The organism is Grimontia indica (assembly GCF_000333895.2).
GTDB classification, from domain to species: domain Bacteria; phylum Pseudomonadota; class Gammaproteobacteria; order Enterobacterales; family Vibrionaceae; genus Enterovibrio; species Enterovibrio indicus.
The window spans coordinates 142,973-168,955 of record NZ_ANFM02000012.1; the positions used below are offsets into that span (position 1 = coordinate 142,973).

Sequence of the window (25,983 nt, forward strand, 5' to 3'; positions counted from 1 at the left end):
ATCGAGTAGAGCTCCCTATGCACAAGATTTTGGAGCTTACCGGTTGTCCGATTGGGGCAGGGGCGAGGCGTTTTTATCACCCCGGTAAGCAAATGATGATGGTAAAGATTCAGCCCGGGGAAGTGTATGTCACGACCGAGCGTGAATTGATCTCGACCGGGCTGGGATCCTGCATCTCTGCGTGTGTGTGGGATCCCTTCATCGAACTTGGTGGAATGAATCACTTTATGTTGCCGTTTGGAGATGCCGACAATATTGAGGGATGGGATCCGACTCAATGGCGCTCCAATGCTGCGCGATATGGCAACTATGCCATGGAGCTTTTGATAAACACCTTGATCCAGCAGGGCGCTGTTAAAAGCCGACTGCGGGTAAAGCTCTTTGGCGGTGGCATGGTAATGGGGACGGGCAAGCAAGCCAATGTGGGTGAGAAGAACATTGAGTTCATCCGAAATTATGTGAAAAACGAAGGTCTGAATCTGGCAGGAGAGGATTTGGGCAGCGAGTTTCCACGAAAGGTGGTTTTCGATCCGATCACGGGAAAAGCCTGGGTCAAAAAACTGCGTGGATATCGTGCAGAGGTAGAAGCAGAAGAGATCAGCTATAAACGTCGCCTGGTCAATGAGGCGAAACGAGATGATGACGACAGTGCGGAGCTTTTCTAATGGGAAAAAAAGTACATAGAGTACTGATTGTCGATGACTCTGCCGTATTTAGAGCATTGCTCAGTGAAATTATCGATTCAGATCCTCAACTTGAGGTGGTGGGTTCCGCGGTTGACCCTTATGAAGCGCGGGAAAAAATCAAAAAACTCAAACCAGATGTGATCACCTTGGACATTGAAATGCCCAAGATGGATGGCGTGCAATTTTTGCGTAACCTGATGCGTCTTCATCCTATGCCGGTAGTGATGATATCCACACTGACCCAACATGGAGCAGATGCCACGCTGGCAGCGCTTGATTTGGGAGCAGTGGATTATTTTCCCAAACCGACAGAAAACGTGGCCGCAGAGATGGGTAACTACCGTCAACTGGTCATTGAGAAAGTGAAAATGGCGGCAACGGCTAACATTGCTGGCGCCACACACCGCAACCAAGGACAGATCAGTGTTTCTGGCCGCCAACTCGATTCAGACTTCGACATTATTGCTATTGGTGCTTCAACAGGCGGGACAGAAGCTATCCGGCATGTTCTGGAAGCTTTGCCCGAAATGATGCCGCCGATTGTTATCACCCAGCACATCAAAGCGCTGTTCAGTAAATCTTTTGCCGAGCGGCTTAACCGTGCCTCCAAGCTCCATGTTGAAGAACTTTCCTCTGATAAAGCGCCGCTTGTAAACGGGCGGGTGTATGTCGCACCCGGTGATTTTCACATGCAGGTCGTTAAACGCTCTGGTCGCTACTACTGTGTGAGAAGTGACGGTGAGCCAGTGCAACGCCATAAGCCGTCTGTTGATGTGATGTTTTCCTCTGTGGCGGAAGCAGCAGGTAGCCGCGCGCTGTCGATTCTGCTTACAGGCATGGGCAAAGATGGCGCTCAGGGCATGTTGGAAATGCGACATGCCGGTGCGGTGACTGTTGCGCAGGATGAAAAGAGCTCAGTGGTTTGGGGCATGCCAAAGGCAGCAGTAGAAATAGAAGCAGCACAACAAGTGCTGCCTTTAGAAAAAGTCGCGACTTACCTAGTAGGCAAAGTATATGGGTAAACAAAGTGTGAGATGGTTCATCGCATTATTGGGCATTGCAGCGGGTTGTTATCCGCTGGTCATTGCACAAACACCGTTAACGATATCTGCAGCGGTCATTGTGTCTTTGGCTGTGTTGTTGTTGGTCAAACAAGATGGGAAGGTGGAGCACGTTGAGGCAGAGTATACCGTTGAGGTGCCGCAGGATGACAATAGTGTCTCCTATGAATCAACGGCTATTCTGCGCAAGATTCACAGCATCCTTAACATTGAATTGATCCCGATTCGGGAGCAACTCGACAGGCAGCAGGAAGTGATTAACGACTCTGTGCACAACCTGAACTCGAGCTTCTTTGGTATGGAGCGTGCGGTAGGGGAGCAATCGACTCTGGCAAAACACATGGTGACAGATCTGCTGAACAATCAGGAAAGTGAATTCAACCTAGCCAAAGTGTTGCCTGAAACCGAGCAGGCCATCGATCAGTATATTGATCTTTTGGTGCAGGTATCAGAGAAGTCCATTACGGCGATTCACTGCATTCATGACATGTCGGAAAAACTGCAAGCGGTGTTTGGTCTTCTTGATCAGGTGCAGGCGATGTCTGACCAAACCAATCTGTTGGCGTTGAATGCGGCGATTGAGGCAGCCCGTGCAGGTGAATTGGGCAGAGGCTTTGGTGTTGTGGCGGCAGAGGTTCGCGATTTGGCAAACCGTGCAACGTCACTCAACAGTCAAATCCACCGTGACATCAACCTTGCGCAAGACACGGTGAAACAGACCAGCGCAATTGTGGGTGAGATTGCCACTCTTGATATGACGACATCAATTGAATCTAAAACACGCATTGAATCCCTCTTAAAAGGGGTTCAGGAAGTCAATCATCAGGTCACGCTGGAGATTGGCAAGATGACTGAGCAGGGGGATGCGGTGCGTGCTGAAGTATCGAAGAGTATTCAGGGCCTGCAGTTCGCGGACATCGTGTCACAGCAGGGTCAACACGTATTGAACAACCTCCACATTCTGGAAGACCTGAACGCCCTCATCATGGCGAGCTTGGAGTCTGGCAATGTGGATTGGGTCGCGCTGCACCAAGCAGTCGACGATATCGAAGAAATGGCTGGCTCAGCGGAGCGAGCACCGGCAAAACAAATGTCTGCAGATGAAGGCGACATCGAATTGTTTTAGGAGACACTATGGCCATCAGTCGTGAAGAAAAAAATGACGGCAAGTCAGTCGTAATCCATGTTAACGGGCAATTTGACTTCAGCGTTGTACAGGAGTTTCGGGATGCCTACACCGATTGTCAGGGCAAGGATATCGTGGTCGATTTTCGCGGTACCGAATACATTGACAGTGCGGGACTTGGCATGCTGCTGAATATGCAAAGCTTCCTCAATAAAAAGGAAGGCGATATCCGCCTGATCAACACCATGCCACAGATAAAACGTGTGTTGGTGATCGCCCGTTTCGAAAAGAAATTTATCATCGAGTAATTCGATTTTCGGAGGTGGCGGGTGAAAGCGTTAATTGTTGAAGACGAAGTCTCGCTGCAATGCTTCCTTGAGCACGTACTCAAGGATGAATTTGAAGAGTTGCTGATCGCGGATAACGGTCAGATGGCATTGGATATGCTGGAGTCGCTCGACGAGCTGCCCAATCTGGTCATTATGGATGTTCTGATGCCCGTGATGGATGGGTTTGAAGCGGCCAAGCAAATCCGCATGCGTCACAAATCCCAGTACTTGCCGATTGTGTTTTTGACCGGGATTACGGATAACGATGCTTTTAACCGTTGTATGACGCTGGGGGATGACTTCCTAACCAAGCCGGTCAGCCGCACTACCATTGTGGCCAAAGTTCGCGCCCACTGCCGTAACATTCGTTTGTATAACGAGGTTTCTGAACAGCGTGACAAGCTCAAGCATTTTCAGGCGCATACCCTGTATGAGCACACCATGGCGGAAACCATCTTCAGTAACCTGATGCAGGCCTGTTATCAGGAAGCGGAAGGGGTTGAGTTTTATACCAGCTCGTTCACCAACTTCAACGGTGATGTTGTGCTGGTCACGCCAAGACCTCAGGGTGGCATTTATGCCATGCTCGCGGATGCGACCGGCCATGGCCTACCTGCCGCTATTTCGACTATTCCTGCCACCAAGGCGTTTTTTGCCATGACTAAACACGGTTTCGCTCTGGGCGACATCGTGAAAGAAATGAATGAAACGCTTAAAAAGTTTCTTCCTCCCGGCATGCTGGTCGCTGCCAATTTGCTCGAAGTGTCTGCCAATGGGCTCGAGGTGAATTGGTGGGGCGGGGGAATGCCGGACGGCTACCTGCTCGATAAACATGGTGACATCAAGGCAAGACTGCCGTCTGCGCATATGGCGCTGGGGGCGATGGACTCTGATGAGTTTGAAGCCAATCTCGTTGCGCTGCGTTTGGATGAAGGGGACAAGCTGTTTTTCTTCACTGATGGTGTCATCGAAGCGCGCGATGCTGACGGTAGAGAGCTGGGCGAAGAAGGACTGGAAGCGATTTTTTCAGACAACATGCCAAGCATCATCGACGTCACGCGCGACCATGTGGGCAATTTCACCAAAGGTGGTGGTGTCGGGGATGATATGTCGATGCTTGAAATGACAGCCCCTATTTTTAGTCGCGTTGAATTGCAGCCAGGCGACCCGGACTTTTACGACAGACGCTCTCCCGCTCAGCTAACGGTTTACTTTGGTGCCAATGAGCTTAGAAAGGTCAATCTGGTGGGAGAAATCCGTCGCATGCTCAAAGGCACGCTGGGAAGCAATATCGATCTGGATTTGATGTGTACCATCATGTCGGAGCTTGCCAATAATGCGTTGGAACATGGCCTGCTGAAACTGGCCTCTGATTTGAAAGTCGATGATGAAGGTTTTCTGGATTACTACATCGAGCGTCAGTCCCGTCTTGATGCGTTAGACAGCTTCGCTTTTATGGAAGTGGGGATTTCGTTTAATCCGGTTAAGCGTGAACTTACCTTTTACGTCTCGCACAACGGGGAAGGCTTCTATTACGAAGAAAGTGACAGCACACTCGAAGACTCAGTCGCCCGATGCGGCCGGGGAATAGCCTTGGTCACAGAGCTGTGCGAAGACTTTTCCTATCTTGATGAAGGACGCACCGCGCGTGGCACATTCCGCTTATCAGCGGGCATGGAATACAACGCTTAAACGTCAGAAGGGTAAAACTGAGACGATAAAGCCTGCTATCACAAGCAGGCTTTCTTATTGGTGCAGTCTTTCGTCAGTGACATTTCGCCAATGTACAGACGAAAAAAAGCCAGTCTTTCGTCGGGGACGCCTAGTCTAGGTTTCTTAAGTGGCTCCCCCCGCTGGACTTGAACCGGGCCGCGCAGGTGGGGCGGCCTTCCGTCAGCGGCATATTGGCGCAACGCGCCAACGTATAGACGAAAAAAAGCCCAGTCTTTCGACTAGGCTTCTTAAGTGGCTCCCCCTGCTGGACTTGAACCAGCGACATACGGATTAACAGTCCGCCGTTCTACCGACTGAACTAAGGGGGAATTGTATGTTGTTGATAAGTTACCTTATCAAACACCATTTTTAATAATGGTGCCTCGAGGCGGAATCGAACCACCGACACGGGGATTTTCAATCCCCTGCTCTACCAACTGAGCTATCGAGGCAATGATGTAAGCGCAAGACTCTACATCAAAAAAGTGGTGCCGGCTACCGGAGTCGAACTGGTGACCTACTGATTACAAGTCAGTTGCTCTACCAACTGAGCTAAGCCGGCACACAAACCGTGGAAACGTTGCTGATGTATCTGCACCATTTCACTGAATATGGTGCCTCGAGGCGGAATCGAACCACCGACACGGGGATTTTCAATCCCCTGCTCTACCGACTGAGCTATCGAGGCAACGAGGTGCATTAAACGGATTTTGAGGCTTACCGTCAACACCTTTTTTTAAAAAAAACGTCAAATAAGACCGTTTGATGGCTTTTTCACCTGTTTGGTTTAAAAAGCCTCAGCTTTTCCAGTGCTTCCCGCGTTTTTATTGCATAGAACGAAATTCTTTTTGGAACTTAGTGACCTTTTGAAGATAACGTCTCGACTCTGACGACGGGTGTTTATTGGTTAATGCCCAATACACTTGATTAGGATTTAAGCGGTTTAAATCGTTCATTGCCCGTTTTCGGTCAGAACGGTGGAAGGTTTTCAACACATTACCGGTTCCGCCGTTATAGGCAGAGATCATGCTGTAGTGTTTTGACAGCGGATCGCGAACATCTTTCAGGTATCGCGTTTTCAAAATGTAGAAGTACGCGGTACCCGCATCAATATTCTTTGCCGGGTCGAAGAGGTATTCCGGCGAAGGCTCACCCGGGCGTTTTTTCACCAGCTTGAAAACATCACGCCCTGCGGTTTTGGGGACGACCTGCATCAAACCATAGGCATTAGCCCAGCTGACGGCATAGGGGTTGAAGCTGCTTTCGGTTTTGATGATGGCATATATCAGCTCTTCGGAGATGCCATAGCGACGTGAAGCGTCACGGATAAGATCGGCATATTGATAGCGACGCTTACTGGAGTGATCTTTCACCATGGGGATTTCGACGTAGAAAACCTTCTGGAATCGCAGTGATTTGGTTTTGATTTTATTGGCGACCAGATAATCGGCGTAGCGATTGGCACGCCATTCCCAAGCGATCTCTTTGCCATCCTGATCCAAAATTTGACCTTGCAAGAAAGGTGCGCCGGACAAGGGAACATCTGCGGCAGAATAAAGATCAACCGATGCAGGATCGTTTGGCGTCAAAAGGGTGGTGACAATTGCCTGTTTGAGATGCTGTTTTGGCTCAGTGGTGGCAACGGTTTCGATGGTGACCAGACCGTTGGCGAAATCGACGCGGGCACGGCTCATGTAGTTGTCGGTGTATTTTACGTAATCGCGCTTACCGGAAATGTAGACTTCGTCTTTACCCCAGCGTACCTCAATGTCTCCGCTGAAACCGTTGATCAGTTTATCGAGTGCGGCAAAGTCTTTTTCAAACTGACCCGGCAGGGGAGCGAGGTTTTTGGCAAAACGGTTGGTGGTTTCATAACTCACCCCAAGTGTCGATTCGACCATTTCCCGGCTGCAGCCGGAGATGAGCGTTGCCATAAAAAGAAAAGTGAATAAGCGGCGCAAGATCAGTTCCCGTGTAAAAACAAAAAGCATCCCGATTAGCGTAATCAAGATGCTTTTAAATACAAAGCTATAAGGCAGATTGTGTGCAGAAAGCCTTACTCTGAAGGAGGAGTGTAGCCTTCGATCACAGTGTCATGGCCCTCGAACAGGAACTTCACCATTTCATCTTCGAGCAGTTTGCGGTGCTCTGGATCCATCATGTTGAGCTTTTTCTCATTGATCAGCATGGTTTGTTTGCTCTGCCACAACGCCCACGCTTCTTTGGAAATGTTGTCGAAGATGCGCTTACCCAGCTCACCCGGATAAAGTTGAAAATCCAGACCGTCAGCGTCTTTTTTCAGGCGCTGACAAAATACAGTGCGGCTCATCATTAAGCTCCTAGTTATTTTAGACTTCTAGCTCTCTGGTCAGGCTTTCAAGCAGCTTTTGTACTGGTGCTGCCAGCCCGACTTTCGCTGGTTGGGTTAAGTTATACCAAAGCCCGCCGTTGCCTTCCATGATCCCGTTTTCCCCAATGTTATCGGGTTTACTGTGTAACTTGACGCGAACAGGCACGATATCTAGGTGAAAATGGCTGAAGGTGTGACGAAACGCCGTCAGATGTTCAGGTTTCTCATAGCTGTTTTCCGCCAATTTACGGGAGATGAAACCCTCAGCGGTTTGCTCTGAGGTTTCTGGCAGGCACCACAAACCTCCCCAAAGTCCTGCTGGTGGTCGCTGCTCCAGCCAGATTTGGTCTTGGTACTGGAACAAAACAAAACAGGTTTCTTTTTCCGGAATGGTTTTCTTAGGTTTCTTGCCGGGAAAATCGGCCTGACGTCCTTGAGCATTGGCTTCACAGCTGTAATTGACGGGGCAGATATCGCACTTGGGTTTGCTTCGGGTACAAATCATCGCACCCATGTCCATCATTGCCTGGTTGTAGCGCTGTACACCTTCGGCAGGCGTGTTTGCTTCGGCATGTTGCCAAAGAAGATTCTCGACAGGCTTTTTGCCTGGCCAGCCTTCAACCGCGAAGTGACGGGAAAGGGTACGCTTCACGTTACCATCTAAAATCGGATGATGTTGACCGAGTGACAGTGAAAGCACAGCACCAGCAGTGGAGCGGCCGACACCAGGTAGCGCCATCACGTCTTCAATATTTGTTGGGAATTCGCCACCGAATTCAGTGGCGATCTTCTGCGCCGCTTTATGTAGGTTGCGGGCACGGGCGTAGTAGCCAAGCCCTGTCCAGAGGTGCAGCACTTCATCGAGCTCGGCATTTGCCAAGTCCACAACCGTTGGAAAGCGTGCCATAAAGCGCTCGAAGTAGGGGATAACCGTCGCAACCTGTGTTTGCTGCAACATGATTTCTGACAGCCACACTTTGTAAGGTGTTTTTTCTTGCTGCCACGGCAGGGTTTTACGGCCGTATTTGTCATACCACGTCAAAATGGCATCGGAAAAAGACTGACTCACTTTACTTGCTCTTTGTTATCTTTATTGGCGGACAGTCTACTACGGTCGCTGATTAAAAAAGACCACGTTTTCTGGAAAGATTTGTACGGTAAGCGTCCAAGACTTGCACCGAGGCGCAATCTTTGGATAATGCGCGATCCGCTTAACTTTTCTTCATTATTGAGTTGCAGGCATAACACCATGGCAGAAGTCATCAAAACCGAATTGAACGAAGACGGCAAAGTTATTCGTAAGATCAGAAGCTTTGTACGTCGCGAAGGGCGTTTGACCAAAGGTCAGGAGCAAGCAATGAACGATTGCTGGCCGACCATGGGGATCGACTTCGAAGAGAAGCAACTCAATTGGACAGAAGTGTTCGGCAACGACAACCCAGTCGTGCTGGAAATCGGTTTCGGTATGGGCGCATCTTTGGTTGAAATGGCAAAAAACGCACCGGAGAAAAACTTCATCGGTATTGAAGTACACAGCCCAGGTGTTGGTGCATGTTTGATGGCAGCGCGCGACGCAGGAATTACTAACCTGCGCGTCATGTGTCACGACGCGGTTGAAGTGTTCGAGCACATGCTGCCAGTTGCGAGCCTTGATACCGTTCAGCTTTTCTTCCCAGACCCATGGCACAAAGCACGTCACCACAAGCGTCGTATCGTTCAGCCAGCATTTGTTCAAATGCTGCGTGACAAGCTGAAAATCGGTGGCATTTTCCACATGGCGACGGACTGGGAAAACTATGCTGAACATATGGTTGAAGTGATGGATGTGGCACCGGGCTACAAAAACACAGCAGTAGATGGTCCATACATTCCACGCCCTGAAGAGCGTCCACTGACTAAATTCGAAGCGCGCGGCCACCGTCTTGGCCACGGCGTTTGGGATATGAAGTACGCCCGCGTCGATTAATAAAAAACTCATACCATTCTTGCGACATGACTGTGTAAAGTGTCGCAAAGCCTAAAGCCAACCTCGTGTTGGCTTTTTTGACCACTGGAGATAGCAATGAAACCCACCCCAGAGCTTTTGAGCGGTATCCTGGAAGAAGTTCGTCCGCTGATCGGACAGGGCAAAGTCGCCGACTATATTCCGGCTCTGAAAAAAGTGCCTGCCTCTAAATTGGGTATCGCGGTGTGCTACAACGACGGCGAAATCATCAAAGCGGGTGATGCCGAAGAAGCCTTTTCTATTCAGTCTATTTCCAAGGTGCTCAGTCTCACGCTAGCCCTGCAAAATTACCAGCCAGAGGAGATTTGGCATCGGGTGGGTAAAGAGCCTTCCGGTCAGGCATTCAACTCGATGATCCAGTTGGAAATGGAGCAGGGGATCCCCCGAAATCCATTCATCAATGCCGGCGCGCTGGTGGTGTGCGACATGCTCCACAGCCGTCTTTCTGCCCCTCGTCAACGCATGCTGGAATTCGTTCGTCGCCTGTCCGGTAACGAGCATATTTGCTACGACAAAATGGTGGCCTCTTCCGAAATGGATCACAGTGACCGAAATGCGTCGATTGCTTATCTGATGCGGGCTTTTGGCAATTTTGACAACGATGTGATGCCCGTGCTGGCCAATTACTTCCATTACTGCGCACTTCAAATGAGTTGTGTGGATTTGGCAAAGACCTTTAACTATCTGGCAAATAAGGGACTTCCTTTAGGCGCAGAAAAAACAATTGTCAGCCAGACTCAAAGTAAGCAGGTCAATGCACTTCTTGCGACCTGTGGTTTGTACGATGGCGCAGGGGAGTTTGCTTACCGAGTTGGCATGCCGGGTAAGTCGGGCGTCGGTGGTGGGATCATTGCAATCGTGCCGGGCGAAATGTCTATCGCCGTCTGGTCACCGGAGCTGGATCCATCAGGCAACTCCCTCGCGGGCACAGCAGCACTAGAACTGCTGGCAGAGCGCATCGGCCGTTCAATCTTCTAGGGTCTGCAGTCAGACTCTAGTGCCTGGACAGGTGTGACTTCAAAACCGGGTGACACCGTCTAAGCCTGAGATGCGGAGAAGGTTTATGGGAATTGTGAGTCTGACAAATATGCTGAAAGTATCCTGTGCGTTGTTGGCGATGCTGCCATTTCTTGCGGCGGCGGACGCTTGTCGCCCTGAGCTCCATGGCGATATCGAAATCAAGTCCAACAGTATCTTTATCGAGCAGAACAATAATACGTTCCGTATCGAACCCAACGGCAACCTCTATGTTGATGTACACCGCGTTAGTCTGAATGACGCGCAGAAGGCTTCTCTCACCGCTTACAGCGAGAGAGTGCGTGCTGATTTACCGTTTATCAGTAAATCGCTGTCTGATGAGCTGCAAACCTCCTGGCGTGCGCTTGATGGCGTGTTGGCTGCCGAATTGGGTGAGCAAAGCAGCCTTCGTGGTGAGTTTGGTCAGTTCCACCAGCACCTGCAACGCAGCGTCAGTGCCTCGTTTTACGCTGAAGATCATTCGCCACAGCTTAACCACAGAGCGCTGACCCACACAGTACGCGAACTGGAATCAAGCCTGCCGCAGTTAATCGCCACCGTTTCGAGCCGTGGTTTGATGGACATTGCGGCATTGAGCGCTGGTCAGAACAATCGCATGGAATTTATCTCCAAGAAGATGGCAACGCTTCAGGACAAGCTTGCCAATGAAGTCCGCGTGCAGCGCAATCGTACCGTGGGTGTCAGACAGGAGCTGTGTTCTCGTCTTGGCGTCTGGCAGGATCGGGAATCAGAGATTTCTGAACTTATTCCTGCGCTGAAAGGCTGGAAAACTGTCACTGTTCGCTAGTGAAAACATGATAGAAAAACAGCGCGGATTTCCGCGCTGTTTTTGTTTCTGCTGTCTGTCTTTTTACGGTCTGTAGGTAAACTCGTAATCCACGTTTTGCCAGGCGTCATCCACATGTCGCATGTACTGGCGCAGCTCTTTGGCTTCTACATAGCGGGTTTTCGCCCGGTAATAATAATCTGCCTCTACATAGGTTTTATTGAGCAGTACTTCACCGGGTTCGGCCACGGTTTTCAGTGAGCTTTTGAATTCGAAAAACGGATTGCTCACCGTGTTTTCCGATTGCTCAATGTCCCAGTTTTCAGGAAGGCTCAATTTGATTTTTTGGCGAACTGCCCCATCGGTGCCAAAGCGGAATGGGGTTTTTCGACGGATGAGATCCGGCTTGGTCAGGTAGTCATCGACAATGTCACCGGAAATCACAAACGAGTAGGTGTCATCGGTCTTCGACCAGAGATCTTCAATCACGTACGCTTCATTGAGTGTCAGCTCGTTCAGATCTTTATCGTCGCTGATAGACAACGGACGCAAGAAATCGAGACCACTGAAGAAGCCTGCATAGTAGTTGGCATATTCCTCGCCCAGTTCACGCAACGGTTTTGACTCCAAATACCGGCGCCAGCGTTCCGCTTCCAGCCCTCGATAGGTGGTTTTCACCGCCAGATAGCTCTGCGCGTTGGCATGATTGACCACATAACGCTGCTCGATGTCCTGAGTCACAGGAACTTCCTGTGTTGCCATCTGGGTGAGCTCCTTGCTGTCAGGTTTGAGGATCAGACCATAGCCGAGTCTTGACTGGGCAAGGGTATCGAGGCGGTTGCCTTGATGGGTGCGGGTGGCATCCACCCAAATCCATTCGCCGTCCTTTTTCAGCGCTACGATCACATGGTTGAAACTGAAAGGGGCAGCAGGCTGGTGTGGCAGCTGTTCACGCCAGAAAGTGTCGACTAACGCCGGATAGGCCTCAATCCCCATGGCTTCCAACATGGAAACCAGCAGTAGGGCTTTGTCTTTGCAATCGCCGTAGCCTTGAGAAAGGATTTGCTCTGGTGGGCGTGGCTTGTGCGAGCCAATGCCGTTTTCAATACCCAGATAGCGGATGTTGTTCTGCACAAAATGAATCGCAGCCACAGCCTGCTTCTCCGGCGCATCCGGATAAGTTTGTTGGATGTCTTTCACCAATGCCTGCACTTCTTCGTCGTCCGGCGTGGCCTGGTAAAGTGGTAAAGCCCAGCTCACCACATCTTTCCAACTGCTATAGCTAGAAACATGAAGATATGGGTAGGGGTTATACCAACGCGGCTGCTCTGGCTCGTCGAAATCATACAGGCCATTCGTTTCACGATAGGTGAAGGTGGTGATGCCATCATCGCGGGTCTGGCGAAAATCGCCCTGTCCTTTTCCGTCTAGATTGGTGACCGAAATGCCACTGTCTGAAGGGGCCAGAATACGCGCATTAACCAGCGCCACTGTACTTGCCCAGCCGGTTTTGAGGTACCATTCGCGACGCTCGCCAAACACGGGATTGAAGCCGGTTATTGTGTAGCTAACATCAATCACATCGCCCATCTGAACGTCATTGAGGACGATATGCAGGGTTTCATCGCCGTTGTAGAGCAGTGAATCGAGATCAACCTCCCGTTTGAATCGGTCGATCTCCGCAGTTTCTTTTCGATCCAGCACTTTGCCATCGCGCACCAGTTCGAGGCGGTGGATAGCGACTTTTTGATAGGACGGATCGAAATCGATCGAGATCTGGGAGCCGGATTCAACACCTTCAATTGACACCACTTTGCTGGTGTAGCGTTTGTATTCGATGGGATTTGTCGCGACAAGGTTAAGCTGCCGATCAACAATCAGAAATTGTTGATCGTAATAGTGGGCGCTTTTGTCGATCTCTGGAATTTGGGAGATAGGCTTTACCCAATCGGGCAAAGCGGCATATAAGGCATTCTGCGCCAAAGCGAGTTGCGGGAAACTCGCCAGAGCGCCAAGGGCAATCAGATACTTCTTCATCTACAACGCTGTCCATTGCTATCGAGAACAAAAGGCAGCGTCGCATTGGCTGCCTACTCGTTGATGAACCCTGCGAGTAGATCGTTCAGGAACAATCGCCCTTTCTCTGTCACTTGCCAGTGGGTGTCAGTCTCAGCCAGCAAGCCTTCCTCAATCGCATGTCGAAGCGGCGTTTCGACGGTGTCGAGTGCCAGCCCGGTTCTTGCCGGATAGTCGGCTTTCGGGCAGGACTCCACCAGTCGGAATCGGTTCATGAAGAACTCGAACGGCAGTTCATCTGCTTCCACTATATGCAATTCGCTGAGGTAGTCTTTCTCAGGATCGAGATATCCGCGCGGATGTTTCACTTTTACTGTGCGCTGTACAGTATTGTCATCCAAGGTAATTTTGCCGTGAGCACCGCAACCGATACCCAGATAATCACCAAAACGCCAGTAGTTGAGGTTGTGACGGCACTGGAATCCCGGCTTGCTGTAACCTGAGGTTTCGTACTGCACATAACCGGCATCAGACAGCAGTTTGTGGCCTTGTTCGAAGATGTCCCAAAGATCGTCATCATCCGGCAGTGTGGGCGGCTTAGAGTAATACTGGGTGTTCGGCTCGATAGTGAGCTGATACCAGGAAAGGTGCGGCGGATTGAGCGCAATCGCCTGTTTGAGGTCATCCAGCGCGCCTTCGAGTGTTTGATCAGGAAGACCATGCATCAGATCGAGGTTAAAGCTGTTAAGCCCAGCTTCGTGCGCAAGATTAGCGGCGCGTTTGGCTTCATCCGCGCCGTGAATGCGACCAAGACGGGCGAGCTTTTGGTTATCAAAGCTCTGCACGCCAATCGATATGCGGTTCACGCCAGCTTTGCGGTAAGCCACGAACTTGTCGGCTTCCACGGTGCCGGGGTTGGCTTCCATGGTGATTTCAATGTCATCATCAAACGGGATCTGCGCTTCGATGCCTTGCAGCAAGCGGGTGATCTCTTCCGGTGACATCAGGCTCGGTGTACCACCACCAATGAAGATGGAATGCAACCCGCGGCCACTCACCCCTTTGAAACGGTTGAGGTCTTTCCTCAAATCATCAAGTAAGGCATCGATGTAGTCGCGCTCCGGCACCTCGCCTTTCAGCGTGTGGGAGTTAAAATCGCAGTACGGGCACTTTTGCACACACCAGGGGATGTGAACATAAAGGCTCAGGGGAATGTGAACCGCCATCGGGGATTACTTCTTCTCTTCGCTCATGGCAGCAAACAGCTTCTTCAGCGCCTGACCGCGGTGTGAGATTTGCTTTTTCACCGCAGGCTCAATGTTTGCCAGCGTGCAGCCATGTTCTTCCACGTAAAACACTGGGTCGTAACCAAAGCCGTGTGAGCCCGACGCTTCGCGGGCGATGGTGCCTTCAAATTTACCATGGCAAACCAGTGGTGTTGGGTCGTTGGCGTGGCGCATATAAACCAGTACACAGTGGAAACGCGCGGTGCGTTTGTCATCCGGTGCGTCCGCCATGTTTTCCAGCAGCTTTTCCAGATTCGCCTGATCGCCTTTTCCTTCGCCGGCATAACGCGCGCTGTAAACACCCGGTGCACCGTTGAGGTAATCCACTTCCAAACCGGAGTCATCTGCGATGGCTGGCAGGCCAGTTTCTTTTGCTGCATGGCGCGCTTTGATGATGGCGTTTTCAATGAAGGTGGTGCCGGTTTCGTCAGCGTCTTTTACCGCGAACTCACTTTGTGCAAACACTTCCAGACCGAAATCCTGTAGCAGATCAGCCATCTCTTTGACTTTGCCAGCGTTACCTGTTGCCAGAACCACTTTGCTCATTGTTCTCTCCTGAATTTGGGGGCGGCCGCGAATCGAAAACCAAAAAAAGGCGCCGCAATGGGGCGCCATGATACCTGAATAAACAGGGGTCAGTCAGCGTAAAACGTCTGGTTAAAGGTCAGTTTTCCGCTGCGGTTTCCTTCAGCGCTGATATCAATAGTGAAGGCATAATTTTCTTCGTTGGCAAACCGAAGCTCTGCCAGATAGTAAATCGCATCGCCTTCACGCACTTCGCGGAAGGTCAGTGGCTTTTTGGTTCCTAGAAGATTACGCGCTTCGCCAGTCAGTGTGGCTGTGAGTGCCGGTTTTCCTGCCTGTGCTTTATCTAAAATGGCGATGTTCAGGATGGCATTTACACCACTGCGTTTCAGATCATAGGCCTTGGCAACTTTTGGGGTGATAAACGTGGAGTTAAACGCAGAGTAATGCACTTCCAGCGTGCCGATATCTTTAGACTGACCAGCGTGAGCGAACGGGGAGAGCAGCATCAGTGCGCTGAACAGTGGGAGAAAGAAACGTTTCATGACGGATATCCTTGTCGGGTGAAACCAGTGCGTCCATTTGCTGAGTCGCCTAAGACCATTTGCTTAGTAGCCCGGGAAAGAACGCACCTTTTAATTACTGCTTAAGTGCGGGGATCAGATCACTGATGGCATCGGGACAAAGCGAAGGGCTATGAATGCGAACTTGCTTGTGTCTGCCAAGCTCACCTTTTTCGATATCAATCTGGCCTTTGGCCACTTTGAACTGTTTCGACAGGAATTTGGTGAGGTGGGCGTTGGCTTTGCCATCAACAGGTGGAGCGGTGATGGCGAGTTTAATTTCCTCGCCGTGTTGCCCCATCCATTGGTCCCTGCTGGCCTTGGGCTGGATATAGAGCCTTAAAATAAGGTCATCGTTATCCAGCCAGGCAGGGCGTGGTGCGGTCATGACTTACAGCACGAACCACAGATTGCCGAAGTATGGGCTCAGCAGATCGCCGATAAAGAAATTCAGGAACTGCAGTGCAATGAACAGGAACAGGATGCTGAGATCCAGACCGCCCAGAGGTGGGATCACGCGGCGAATTGGCGCGACCAGTGGCTCAGTAAGCTGCACCATCACATATTCAATTGGGCTGCGGCCTTGGCTCACCCAGCTCAGAATTGCGCGAAGGATCAGTACCCAGAACAACAAACCACCTGCGGCTTTCACCAACGCCACCAAGCCAATCAGCAAGTAACTGGAATCAAACACCAGGGTGCCCGAGCCGACCAATTGCAGGGTGAAGAACTTCGCCACACACAGCAGGTACGCAAACAGTACAGTCGCTAAATCCAAGCTTCCGATTGAAGGAATGATACGGCGCAGCGGTGAAACCACTGGCTGGGTGGCTTTCACCACAAATTGGCTGAATGGGTTATAGAAGTCAGCGCGTGCCCACTGCAACCAGACCCGAAGCAACACCACCATGATGTAAAGATCGAACAGTGTTGAAACGAGAAAATTCATCGAGTTCATAAATTAGCCCTAAAATAGCGATTCCATCTCTTCGGCGCGGCGCACTGCAGCCTGCATGGCTTCAGAGACCGTTTCCGTGAGTTGTTTGTTATTAAATACGTTCAGTGCCTCAGCGGTGGTGCCGCCTTTGGACGTGACTTGTTCTCTTAAGGTTGCCAGTTCAATGTCTGGGTTGGCAACCACCATTTTAGCCGCGCCCAGTGCAGACTGTTGCACTAATAAGCGAGCTGTTTCCTTGTCAAAGCCTTGTCGCTCAGCTTCAGCCTGCATTGCTTCCATAAACAGGAAAAAATACGCAGGCGCACTGCCCGCTGCGGCGATAACAGCGTTAATTCCAGACTCTTCTGAAACCCAGCAAATTTCGCCTACAGCTTTCATCAGTTGTCCTGCGAACAACTTGTCTGCATCACTAACGAAGTCTGGCGCATAAAGACCGCTCATACCCTCACTAACTAGTGAAGGTGTGTTCGGCATCACGCGAACCAGTTTAAGTTGTGAACCTGCCATTTCACTGAGGCGAGCACTGGAAATGCCAGCAGCAATTGAAATCACGAGTTTGCTCGACCAATCTACACCTTCCATATTTTGGAGCAGTGTTTCCATATCTTGAGGCTTTACAGCCAGAACAACTACGTCGGCTTGCTTTGCGCTGGCAACAGCATCTTCGTTGGCGATGATGCCGTAAGTTTCTCTGTGTTTCGCACTGACTTCAGGGCTTCTATCGACAGCAATGAGTTTTTGAGCAGGATAACCTGACTCAAGTAGCCCGGCGATGATTGAACGAGCCATGTTGCCGGCACCGATAAAAGCGACTGTACGTTGTTCCATCAATGATATCTCCTTTGAGAAGGTCAACAGACCCTAGATTAATTGGTTATTTGCGGTTGCTATAATCACGCGCACCGAAAATCGCGGTGCCGATACGCACCATGGTGCTGCCGGAAGCAATCGCTGCATCCATGTCGCCGCTCATACCCATCGACAGGGTATCAAATTGCGGTCGACCTGCTTTCATTTCTTCAAACAGCGCGGACAGCGGCGCGAAGGCTTCAAGCTGTTTCTGGTGATCGTCTTCCGGCTGCGGAATACACATCAGGCCGCGAAGCGCCAGGTTCGGCAATGCATCGATTTCATCAGCCAGCGCTTTCACTTCTTCAAAGCCGGTACCGGATTTAGAAGTTTCCCCGCTGGTGTTCACCTGAATTAGCACCTGAAGTGGCGCTAATTCATCCGGACGCTGATCGCTCAGGCGTTGCGCAATCTTGCTGCGGTCAATCGAATGAACCCAATCGAAGTGCTCGGCAATCGGCCGTGTTTTATTGGACTGGATAGGGCCAATAAAGTGCCATTCAAGATTGGGGTGAATGGCGCTGAAATGGGTGATTTTTTCGACACCCTCCTGCACATAGTTTTCACCGAACAGGGTGTGACCTGCTTCCACGGCGTCTGCGATGGCTTCAATGGGTTTGGTTTTGCTGACAGCGAGTAATTGCACGACAGAGGCGTCTCTCCCGCATTTTTGTGCGGCACTGTCTATTTGGCTGGTGACCTGTTCTAGGTTTTGTTTGATACTACACATGTTAGATTCTGCGAGGAAACGAGTTAATGGATATTACTGAATTACTGGACTTTAGTGTAAAGCATAACGCTTCAGATCTACATCTTTCAGCTGGGGTTCCCCCAATGGTCCGCGTAGATGGTGATGTCCGCAAGCTTAGCCTGCCTCCGCTAGACCACAATGCGGTGCACCGTCTTATTTTCGATATCATGAACGATGCCCAGCAGCGCGAGTTTGAACAAAACCTCGAAGTCGATTTTTCTTTTGAGCTGGCGTCTGTCGGCCGCTTCCGTGTCAATGCGTTTCATCAATCCCGTGGTTGTGCCGCGGTCTTCCGTAGCATTCCTTCGAAAATTCCGACACTTGATGCGATTAACGCACCAGCAGTGTTCCAACAATTTACCGAATATCAGAAAGGTCTGGTACTGGTCACCGGACCGACAGGCTCAGGTAAGTCGACCACGCTGGCGGCGATGATAGACAAAATTAACAGCAGTCAGCATCGTCACGTATTGACCATCGAAGACCCTATTGAATTTGTCCACGAACAGAAAAACTGTCTGATCAACCAGCGTGAAGTACACCGCGATACCCATTCGTTCAACAATGCGCTCCGCTCGGCGTTGCGTGAAGATCCGGATGTGATTCTGGTCGGTGAGCTTCGTGACAAGGAAACCATTAGCCTTGCGCTGACGGCAGCTGAAACCGGTCACTTGGTATTTGGTACGCTGCACACCTCCAGCGCAGCAAAAACCATCGACCGTATTATCGATGTCTTCCCGGGGGCGGATAAGCCGATGGTGCGTTCCATGCTGTCTGAATCGCTGCGTGCGGTGGTGTCGCAAAAACTGGTGAAGCAGATTTCCGGTGGCCGTATTGCTGCCCATGAGGTGATGATTGCGACACCGGCGATTCGAAACCTTATCCGTGAAGACAAGATTGCCCAGATGTATTCGATGATCCAAACCGGCTCAGGTCTTGGCATGCTGACGATGGAACAGTCACTTCGTAACCTCACCATGCAAGGGCTGGTGGACACGGCAGAAGCTAACAAAGCACTGGATAACGCAGGGATGGGCTTCTAACCATGCAGAACACGCTCCAAGAACTTCTGGATAAGATGCTGGCGCAGAAAGCGTCGGATTGTTACATCACGGTTGATGCGCCTTGTATGTTGCGTGTCGATGGTAGCCTAAAACCAGTGGCTGGAAAGCTCGACTTAGAAGGTGTCAAAGCGCTGGTTACTGAGGCCATGGATGCCGAAACCGAGCAGAAGTTTTATGCCGACCGTGAAGCGAATTTTGCTTTGGTCACTGAAAATGGACGCTTCCGTGTTAGTGCGTTCTGGCAGCGTGACTTGCCGGGTATGGTACTTCGCCGCATTGAAACCCAAATCCCTGATATTTACTCGCTGGGTTTACCGGATGTGATTCAGGATTTGTCGATAGCCAAACGTGGTCTGGTGCTAATTGTCGGTGCGACAGGTTCGGGTAAATCAACCTCGATGGCAGCGATGGTGGGGTTCCGTAACCGACACCGCAGCGGCCATATCCTGACGGTGGAAGACCCGATTGAGTTTATCCATCCGCATGACAAATGCATCGTGACCCAGCGTGAAATCGGCATTGATACGGACAGCTACGAAGTGGCGCTGAAAAACTCGCTGCGCCAGGCGCCGGATATGATCATGATTGGTGAAATCCGAACGCAGGAAACCATGGAATATGCCATGCAGTTTGCTGAAACCGGTCACCTTTGTATCGCAACCTTACACGCCAACAATGCCAATCAGGCACTGGAAAGGGTGTTGCATCTGGTGCCGAAAGAGCGTCGCGAACAGTTCCTGTTTGATTTGTCGCTCAACCTTCGCGGTATTCTGGCTCAGCAACTGGTGCCAGATGTCAGTGGCATCGGTCGTCATGGCGCTTATGAGCTTCTGCTCAATACCTCTCATGTGTCGGACTTAATTCGCCGTGGTGAGTTGCATGAGCTGAAAGAAACGATCCGCAAAGGCAAGAACGCGGGAATGTGTACCTTTGACCAGTCCCTGTTTGAGCTTTTCCAGGCGGGCAAAGTGTCGAAAGACGAAGCGCTTCATCATGCGGACTCGCGCAACGATCTCAAACTTATGATGAAGATGGCGGAACAGTCATCCAGCAGTTTGTCGCTGGCGAATGTCAGCATTGAGGGGCAGTAGAAAGTTGTCGTTCACAGAGAAAGAAAAGCGCCTCAGGGCGCTTTTCTTTTATTCACCGTATTGGTTTTCAAACCAGCTCTCGACAATGATGACCGCTGACTGGCTATCGATTTCCCCTTTGCCCAGGGCTTTATAGCCACCGTATTCAAACAATGAAGAACGGGCTTCTGCTGTGGTCAGTCGCTCGTCGTGCAGTTCCACGTTCACACCAAAACGGCCTTTCAGGCGGTTGGCAAATTTACGGGCGCGGGGCGTGATGGTTTCCAATTCGCCGCCGTGTAAATCCAATGGTAAACCGACGACAACCAGGTCCGGTGTCCACTCTTTCAAAATGACTTCTATGGCTTCCCAGCTAGGGATGCCATCTTTGGCTTTGAGGGCTTTTAGCGGACGGGCAGTGCCGGTAATGGCCTGACCGATGGCCACGCCGATGCTTTTCGTGCCGTAGTCAAAACCCAGCACAGTCTGAATGTTACTCATGGAAAACTCTTATGCGTGTCCAATGTCCGCGGACAGGTTCAAGGCGTCTATGCCCATTTGTTTGAGGGCTTTTTCCCAGCGCTCGTTGATGGGGGTGTCGAAAATCACTTTCGGATCGGCTTCAATCGTCAGCCAACTATTTTCTGCCAATTCCTGCTCCAATTGACCCGCATCCCAACCTGCGTAGCCAAGTGCAACAATGAATTGCTCAGGCTCCTCAGTGGTTCCCAAAATACTGAGAATATCTTTGGATGTCGTTACGGTCAGCTCATCAGATAGCTGGATACTGGAGCCATACAGCTTGAGGTTTTTGTGCAGGACAAAACCGCGATCTTCCGAAACTGGACCGCCGAACAGCACGGGCTGGTCAAGGCTGACTGGATGGGTAACATCCTGCTCGCGCTCCACTTCGATTTGATCCAGCATCTTGGCAATGGAGATATTGATAGGCTGGTTGATCACCAGCCCCATGGCCCCGTCTTCATTGTGTTCGCACATGTAAACGACACTGTGCTGGAAGCGTTCATCGGCCATGCTGGGCATTGCGACCAAGAAATGATTTTTTAAATTCACTGTGTCTTCCACATTGCGCCCTTCATTGCGTATGAGCCTACTTTCATTATGAGCAGTAAGCTGAAGAATGTCAGATCCGGGCGAGCAGTTTCGCCCGGTTTGCCGTGCGGTTATTTTTGCAGGCGAGCTTCGATGGCATCCATTAATTTGCCACTGATATTGATATCAAATGCGGCTTCAATTTCGCGGATACAAGTCGGGCTGGTCACGTTAATTTCGGTCAGCTTGTCACCAATGATGTCCAGACCCACGAAGATCAGGCCTTTCTCTTTCAGCGTTGGTGCCACTGCACGGGCAATTGCCCAGTCAGTGTCGCTGAGTGGGCGCGCTTCACCACGGCCGCCTGCTGCCAGATTGCCACGGGTTTCGCCTTTGGCAGGAATACGAGCCAAACAGTAAGGCATCGGCTCACCATCTACCACCAGAATGCGTTTGTCGCCATTGCTGATGTCTGGCACGAACGTCTGCGCCATACAGTAGTTATTGCCAAGGCCAGTCAGGGTTTCGATGATCACTGACAGGTTCGGGTCGCCTTGCTTCACGCGGAAGATAGACGAGCCACCCATGCCATCCAAAGGTTTCAGGATCACGTCGCCGTGTTTTTCCTGGAACGCTTTGATTTGGTCTGCACGACGGGTCACCAGCGTGATTGGCGTGTGTTCTGGGAACCAAGCAGTGAAGAGTTTTTCGTTACAGTCACGAAGGCTCTGCGGCTTGTTGACGATAAGACAGCCTTCTACTTCCGCACGCTCAAGAATGTAAGTCGCGTAGATGTATTCGGTATCAAACGGCGGATCTTTACGCATCAAGACAGCGTCGAGATCGGCCAGCGCAATTTCCTGCTCGCTGACCACCTCGAACCATTTCTCCGGGTTTTCTTCCAGCGTGACAATCTTGGTGCGTGCTAGCGCTTTGCCTTGCTCTAAAGACAGGTCATTCATTTGCATGTAATGAATTTCCCAGCCGCGCTTTTGCGCTTCCAGCATCATGGCAAAGGAGGAGTCTTTTTTGATGTTGATGGACTCGATTGGATCCATCACTACGCCCAGTTTGATCATTAATTTATCCTTATTAACCGAGGTCGCCTTTAACCCAGATCGCCAAAGCGAACCTGCAGGGCAGTGATTGCCGTCAGTGCTGCGGTTTCAGTGCGCAGAACACGTGGCCCCAATAATGTTTCCTCAAACCCGAATTCACGGGTTCGTTCAATTTCTTCTGATGACAGACCACCTTCAGGGCCAATCAGCAAACGCACACGGCTAACTGGCTCGGGCAGGGTATTGATTGAGTATTTTGCACGTGGATGAAGGTTCAATTTCAGCCCGTCGAATGTCTCCTGCATCCACTCATCCAGCGACATCACAGGGCGAATCTCTGGCACCACGTTGCGCCCGCATTGCTCACAAGCTGCAACCGCGATTTTCTGCCATTGATGCAGTTTCTTGTCGAAGCGATCTGCATTGAGTTTGACACCACAACGTTCAGAGATCAGTGGGGTGATGACGTTGACGCCCAGCTCCACCGATTTTTGAATAGTGAACTCCATTTTGTCGCCGCGGCTGATGACCTGCCCCAAGTGCAAATCCAGCGGAGATTCGATGCTGCGTTCAACACGCTCAACAATATCGACACTGACAGACTTTTTACCTGATTCGGCAATGACGGCAGGGAACTCTGCGCCGTGACCATCAAATAACAACACTTCCTGGCCTGCCTGCATACGAAGCACACGGCCAACGTGATTGGCAGCGTCATCGCTTAGGGCAACGCAGCCTGTGTCAGGCAGGGGCTCAGGATGGAAAATTCTTGGGATACGCATGGTGTTTTCATGACTGGATAACAATAGGCAGCAGTGTATCACGCTGCTGCCTGTAGTCAGTAGTCCGGCGCTGAGGTTATAGACCGGCCTTTTCGCAGGAAGCTTGCACGAACGGATTATGATTACCTTGCTCGCGGGCGATGCGGCGGTCACGCTCACATTCCCACTCATTTACCGGGTAGGTCTTGTCCCAGGCGTCCATCAGCTTTTTCTGAGCGGATGCCAAACGGAAATCATACTGTTTGTTCATGTACTTGTAGGTTCGCGCAATGGCACCGCGGCTTTGTGCTGGCGGCTCAAATACGCGTTGCTTGAAGTTCACCTTCGCCGCGCACTGACCGTAGAAAGCCCCGTCGTTGCCATTCCATTGCGAGAAGCGGAAGTTTGAGCGGTCACCGTTGACCTCGCCAATGGCTGGAACCAGATTGTGCAGGTCAGCTTCCATCAATTTGAAAGCCACGTCATTGCGATTGCAGTTCTTGCGTCCTCCATCTTGCCAGCATTGACGCTGGTGGCCAAATTGCCATGCAGGCACCACATGCTCCCATTCAATGCGGCTGGCACGCTTTTCCTGTTTGCGAACTTGATAACCACACTCAGAAAAATCAGGCACGCCCTTCTTGCCCTGCCATTCAATGTCACAGCCGCAGTAAAACGAAGTGGGGTAGTCCTGATAGATTTTTTGCGCGATGCGTTTGGCTTTACTGAAGGATTGCGGATGCTCGGCTGCTGTTGTGATCGAAGGGATCATCAGTGCCGAAAGCAGCATCAGAAATGTTCTCATGTGTAATTAGTGCTCGGTGTTGGAATTGTGTGGTTTGATTATTACAGACTATTGCGAGCGAAATCGCACTAAATTAGTGTTAATTGAAGAGTTTATTGATAAGTAAAGCGTTGCTTATGCAATAGGGGGGATGAAAACAAGCGGCTGTTTACAGCGGCGGCAAACATATTGAACCTGTTCGCGTTGAACTTTATTGTGACGACGAATAGAGAGCTCGATATGGTCACAGCCGCACTGATAGGTAAAAGTTTTTCCCTGAACAGAACTGACATCAAAGCTGTGGGTGGTTTTGGGTATTACACCAAACACCTGTGACATCACCGCCTGCCACTCTTTGCCATGCGGCCGCACTTTTCCAAAACGGGCATAGACAACCAAGTGACTGATTTCGTGCGGCACCACTTCGTCAAAAAAAGCCTCGACGTTTTCTTCCAGCAATACCGGGTTAAACCTGAGTTGCCAGCGTTGAAGCAATGCCATTCCTGCCGTTTTCCCACGAATATCAAACCGGATTGCAGGCACCGCAAATTCACTCCCAAGCTGCTTGTTAGCCAGAGTGATGCATTCGCTGACGCGTTGAGTAAGACGATAGTGGAGTTCGTTCATGTTCGGCAGTTTAGATTCAGGAGCCGACAGGGTAGGGAACAGAAACAAAAAAGGGAAGCTTGAGCTTCCCTTTCGTATTCAGACTGCGATTACTTGATTTGAGCGAAATCGCGCAGTGCTGCCACTTTATCGGTCTTTTCCCAAGGGAACTCTTCGCGACCGAAGTGACCGTAGGCTGCTGTCTTCTTGTAGATAGGTTGCAGCAGGTTCAGCATTTCCTGCAGGCCGTAAGGGCGCAGGTCGAAGTGTTGGCGAACCGCTTCGATGATGATGTCGTGAGACACTTTCTCGGTCCCGAAGGTTTCCACCATGATAGACGTTGGATCCGCAACACCGATAGCGTAAGACAGCTGGATTTCACAGCGGTCTGCCATGCCTGCAGCAACGATGTTCTTCGCGACATAGCGTGCAGCGTATGCAGCAGAACGGTCAACTTTTGATGGATCTTTACCCGAGAATGCACCACCACCGTGACGAGCCGCGCCGCCATAGGTATCAACGATGATCTTACGGCCAGTCAGACCACAGTCACCCATTGGGCCACCGATAACGAAACGGCCAGTTGGGTTGATGAAGAAGTTGGTGTCTTTGTTCAGCCACTCTGCTGGCAGTACTGGCTTGATGATTTCTTCCATCACTGCTTCACGAAGGTCTGGCGTCGAGATGCTGTCGCAGTGCTGGGTAGACAGAACAACCGCATCAATGCCCACGATCTTACCTTGGTCGTACTGGAAGGTAACCTGAGATTTTGCATCCGGGCGCAGCCAAGGTAGCGTGCCGTTTTTGCGAACTTCTGCCTGACGTTGAACCAGACGGTGAGAGTAAGTGATAGGTGCTGGCATCAATACATCAGTTTCGTTACATGCGTAACCGAACATGATGCCTTGGTCGCCTGCGCCCTGCTCTTTAGGGTCAGTTTTATCAACGCCTTGGTTGATGTCTGGCGACTGTTTACCGATGGTGTTCAGAACCGCACATGAATCTGCGTCGAAACCCATGTCAGAGTGAACGTAGCCGATTTCGCGAACGGTTTCGCGGGTCAGCTCTTCGATATCAACCCATGCTGAGGTTGTGATTTCACCACCTACCATCACCATGCCGGTTTTCACGTAAGTCTCACAGGCTACGCGTGCTTTTGGATCCTGTTCCAGAATCGCGTCAAGAACGGCGTCTGAAATCTGGTCTGCGATTTTGTCTGGATGACCTTCTGACACTGACTCAGAAGTAAACAGGTGTTTAGCCATGTCTTTTCCCTAGCAATAATAAATTTGGTTGATACCGAATATCTGTTTGCACAAGCACCTTTGGTCTTTTGACCGTATAAAAGTATAGATGCTTTGCCATCTGGACGTCCATTCTACGCGGAGAGCCGTATAAATCAACCTCACAAATAGTCCGCGTAAATAAGTAAACGTTTGCGCCTGTAATCTTGTAGTTACAAATAGATGCAGAGATTTCACGCTCTGAACAGACAGAATCCCATAAAATCAGCCATGTAAAACGTTTGCAGAGCCGACGGACTCTTGCGACAATATCTGCCCGCC

Annotated in this window: 28 protein-coding genes and 4 tRNA genes; 10 read left to right on the top strand and 22 right to left on the bottom strand. The window is 50.7% G+C overall.

The window, feature by feature from the left end:
- The first annotated feature begins 17 nt into the window (after positions 1-17).
- Genes D515_RS07315 through D515_RS07335 form a run of 5 tightly spaced genes read left to right on the top strand, consistent with a single transcriptional unit; the run spans position 18 to position 4,894 of the window.
- Positions 18-665, top strand: a complete 648-nt coding sequence (locus D515_RS07315) for a chemotaxis protein CheD (RefSeq protein ID WP_039849735.1) — start codon at positions 18-20, stop codon at positions 663-665.
- Positions 665-1,708, top strand: coding sequence for a protein-glutamate methylesterase/protein-glutamine glutaminase (locus D515_RS07320; protein ID WP_002537465.1), 1,044 nt, complete (start codon positions 665-667; stop codon positions 1,706-1,708). Before D515_RS07315 ends, D515_RS07320 begins: the two co-directional genes overlap by 1 nt.
- Positions 1,701-2,873 (top strand): methyl-accepting chemotaxis protein, encoded by a 1,173-nt coding sequence (locus D515_RS07325; RefSeq protein WP_002537467.1) that lies wholly within the window; start codon positions 1,701-1,703, stop codon positions 2,871-2,873. Before D515_RS07320 ends, D515_RS07325 begins: the two co-directional genes overlap by 8 nt.
- Before the next feature lie 8 nt (positions 2,874-2,881).
- The gene (locus D515_RS07330) at positions 2,882-3,181 is read left to right on the top strand and encodes an STAS domain-containing protein (RefSeq protein WP_002537468.1); all 300 of its coding nucleotides are present in this window, start codon (positions 2,882-2,884) and stop codon (positions 3,179-3,181) included.
- 21 nt (positions 3,182-3,202) lie between these two features.
- Positions 3,203-4,894, top strand: a complete 1,692-nt coding sequence (locus D515_RS07335; protein ID WP_002537469.1) for a SpoIIE family protein phosphatase — start codon at positions 3,203-3,205, stop codon at positions 4,892-4,894.
- Between the two features lie 274 nt (positions 4,895-5,168).
- Here the strand turns inward: D515_RS07335 and D515_RS07340 are convergent.
- The 7 genes from D515_RS07340 to mutY all read right to left on the bottom strand — a co-directional run bounded on the left by D515_RS07340 (position 5,169) and on the right by mutY (position 8,334).
- Positions 5,169-5,244: transfer RNA gene (locus D515_RS07340), tRNA-Asn, on the bottom strand.
- 47 nt (positions 5,245-5,291) lie between these two features.
- Positions 5,292-5,367, bottom strand: a tRNA-Phe gene (locus D515_RS07345).
- 34 nt (positions 5,368-5,401) lie between these two features.
- Positions 5,402-5,477: transfer RNA gene (locus D515_RS07350), tRNA-Thr, on the bottom strand.
- A 50-nt stretch (positions 5,478-5,527) separates the two neighbouring features.
- Positions 5,528-5,603, bottom strand: a tRNA-Phe gene (locus D515_RS07355).
- Between the two features lie 136 nt (positions 5,604-5,739).
- Positions 5,740-6,849, bottom strand: a complete 1,110-nt coding sequence (gene mltC, locus D515_RS07360) for a membrane-bound lytic murein transglycosylase MltC (protein WP_152442353.1) — start codon at positions 6,847-6,849, stop codon at positions 5,740-5,742.
- A gap of 122 nt (positions 6,850-6,971) precedes the next feature.
- Complete coding sequence (locus D515_RS07365; protein WP_039849736.1) at positions 6,972-7,244, bottom strand: oxidative damage protection protein; 273 nt, start codon at positions 7,242-7,244, stop codon at positions 6,972-6,974.
- A gap of 19 nt (positions 7,245-7,263) precedes the next feature.
- Entirely contained in the window at positions 7,264-8,334 is a 1,071-nt protein-coding gene (mutY, locus tag D515_RS07370; protein WP_002537475.1) for an A/G-specific adenine glycosylase, read from the bottom strand.
- 180 nt (positions 8,335-8,514) lie between these two features.
- Here mutY and trmB point away from each other — a divergent pair, with 180 nt between their 5' ends.
- The 3 genes from trmB (at position 8,515) to D515_RS07385 (ending at position 11,095) form a co-directional block, all read left to right on the top strand.
- Positions 8,515-9,231 (top strand): tRNA (guanosine(46)-N7)-methyltransferase TrmB, encoded by a 717-nt coding sequence (trmB, locus tag D515_RS07375; protein ID WP_002537476.1) that lies wholly within the window; start codon positions 8,515-8,517, stop codon positions 9,229-9,231.
- 96 nt (positions 9,232-9,327) lie between these two features.
- Positions 9,328-10,248 carry a glutaminase B gene (gene glsB, locus D515_RS07380; protein ID WP_002537477.1) on the top strand — a complete coding sequence of 307 codons (921 nt, stop codon included), beginning with the start codon at positions 9,328-9,330 and terminating at the stop codon, positions 10,246-10,248.
- Between the two features lie 85 nt (positions 10,249-10,333).
- Complete coding sequence (locus D515_RS07385) at positions 10,334-11,095, top strand: DUF2884 family protein (protein WP_002537479.1); 762 nt, start codon at positions 10,334-10,336, stop codon at positions 11,093-11,095.
- Positions 11,096-11,158: 63 nt separating this feature from the next.
- On the opposite strand, the gene D515_RS07390 is transcribed toward D515_RS07385, so the two are convergent.
- From D515_RS07390 to D515_RS07425, 8 genes are all read right to left on the bottom strand, one after another.
- Positions 11,159-13,111 carry a DUF3857 domain-containing transglutaminase family protein gene (locus D515_RS07390; RefSeq protein WP_002537480.1) on the bottom strand — a complete coding sequence of 651 codons (1,953 nt, stop codon included), beginning with the start codon at positions 13,109-13,111 and terminating at the stop codon, positions 11,159-11,161.
- A gap of 53 nt (positions 13,112-13,164) precedes the next feature.
- Positions 13,165-14,316, bottom strand: a complete 1,152-nt coding sequence (gene hemW / locus D515_RS07395) for a radical SAM family heme chaperone HemW (protein WP_002537481.1) — start codon at positions 14,314-14,316, stop codon at positions 13,165-13,167.
- A 6-nt stretch (positions 14,317-14,322) separates the two neighbouring features.
- Entirely contained in the window at positions 14,323-14,922 is a 600-nt protein-coding gene (locus D515_RS07400; protein ID WP_002537482.1) for an XTP/dITP diphosphatase, read from the bottom strand.
- A gap of 89 nt (positions 14,923-15,011) precedes the next feature.
- Positions 15,012-15,446 carry a DUF4426 domain-containing protein gene (locus D515_RS07405; protein WP_002537483.1) on the bottom strand — a complete coding sequence of 145 codons (435 nt, stop codon included), beginning with the start codon at positions 15,444-15,446 and terminating at the stop codon, positions 15,012-15,014.
- 94 nt (positions 15,447-15,540) lie between these two features.
- Positions 15,541-15,852 (bottom strand): DUF167 family protein YggU, encoded by a 312-nt coding sequence (yggU, locus tag D515_RS07410; RefSeq protein WP_039849739.1) that lies wholly within the window; start codon positions 15,850-15,852, stop codon positions 15,541-15,543.
- 3 nt (positions 15,853-15,855) lie between these two features.
- Positions 15,856-16,422, bottom strand: coding sequence for a YggT family protein (locus D515_RS07415; RefSeq protein ID WP_002537485.1), 567 nt, complete (start codon positions 16,420-16,422; stop codon positions 15,856-15,858).
- Positions 16,423-16,431: 9 nt separating this feature from the next.
- A complete protein-coding gene (proC, locus tag D515_RS07420; RefSeq protein WP_002537486.1) occupies positions 16,432-17,250 on the bottom strand; it encodes a pyrroline-5-carboxylate reductase in 819 nt (272 codons plus the stop codon).
- A 46-nt stretch (positions 17,251-17,296) separates the two neighbouring features.
- Positions 17,297-18,001, bottom strand: a complete 705-nt coding sequence (locus D515_RS07425) for a YggS family pyridoxal phosphate-dependent enzyme (protein WP_002537487.1) — start codon at positions 17,999-18,001, stop codon at positions 17,297-17,299.
- Positions 18,002-18,027: 26 nt separating this feature from the next.
- On the opposite strand from D515_RS07425, the gene D515_RS07430 reads away from it, so the two are divergent.
- Both D515_RS07430 and D515_RS07435 read left to right on the top strand, forming a co-directional pair.
- Positions 18,028-19,065: a type IV pilus twitching motility protein PilT gene (locus tag D515_RS07430; protein ID WP_039849741.1), complete on the top strand. Its 1,038-nt coding sequence runs from the start codon at positions 18,028-18,030 to the stop codon at positions 19,063-19,065.
- A gap of 2 nt (positions 19,066-19,067) precedes the next feature.
- The gene (locus D515_RS07435) at positions 19,068-20,177 is read left to right on the top strand and encodes a PilT/PilU family type 4a pilus ATPase (protein ID WP_002537489.1); all 1,110 of its coding nucleotides are present in this window, start codon (positions 19,068-19,070) and stop codon (positions 20,175-20,177) included.
- Between the two features lie 48 nt (positions 20,178-20,225).
- Here the strand turns inward: D515_RS07435 and ruvX are convergent, their stop codons facing one another.
- The 7 genes from ruvX to metK all read right to left on the bottom strand — a co-directional run bounded on the left by ruvX (position 20,226) and on the right by metK (position 25,683).
- Positions 20,226-20,657, bottom strand: coding sequence for a Holliday junction resolvase RuvX (ruvX, locus tag D515_RS07440; protein ID WP_002537490.1), 432 nt, complete (start codon positions 20,655-20,657; stop codon positions 20,226-20,228).
- Positions 20,658-20,666: 9 nt separating this feature from the next.
- Positions 20,667-21,230 carry a YqgE/AlgH family protein gene (locus D515_RS07445; protein ID WP_039849759.1) on the bottom strand — a complete coding sequence of 188 codons (564 nt, stop codon included), beginning with the start codon at positions 21,228-21,230 and terminating at the stop codon, positions 20,667-20,669.
- A gap of 110 nt (positions 21,231-21,340) precedes the next feature.
- Complete coding sequence (gene gshB / locus D515_RS07450) at positions 21,341-22,288, bottom strand: glutathione synthase (protein ID WP_002537492.1); 948 nt, start codon at positions 22,286-22,288, stop codon at positions 21,341-21,343.
- Positions 22,289-22,317: 29 nt separating this feature from the next.
- Positions 22,318-23,049: a 16S rRNA (uracil(1498)-N(3))-methyltransferase gene (gene rsmE / locus D515_RS07455; RefSeq protein ID WP_002537493.1), complete on the bottom strand. Its 732-nt coding sequence runs from the start codon at positions 23,047-23,049 to the stop codon at positions 22,318-22,320.
- Between the two features lie 76 nt (positions 23,050-23,125).
- Positions 23,126-23,833 carry an endonuclease gene (locus D515_RS07460; protein ID WP_192815499.1) on the bottom strand — a complete coding sequence of 236 codons (708 nt, stop codon included), beginning with the start codon at positions 23,831-23,833 and terminating at the stop codon, positions 23,126-23,128.
- Between the two features lie 114 nt (positions 23,834-23,947).
- Entirely contained in the window at positions 23,948-24,439 is a 492-nt protein-coding gene (locus tag D515_RS07465) for a SprT family zinc-dependent metalloprotease (protein ID WP_002537495.1), read from the bottom strand.
- 89 nt (positions 24,440-24,528) lie between these two features.
- Positions 24,529-25,683 (bottom strand): methionine adenosyltransferase, encoded by a 1,155-nt coding sequence (gene metK, locus D515_RS07470; protein WP_002537496.1) that lies wholly within the window; start codon positions 25,681-25,683, stop codon positions 24,529-24,531.
- Positions 25,684-25,983 lie beyond the last annotated feature (300 nt).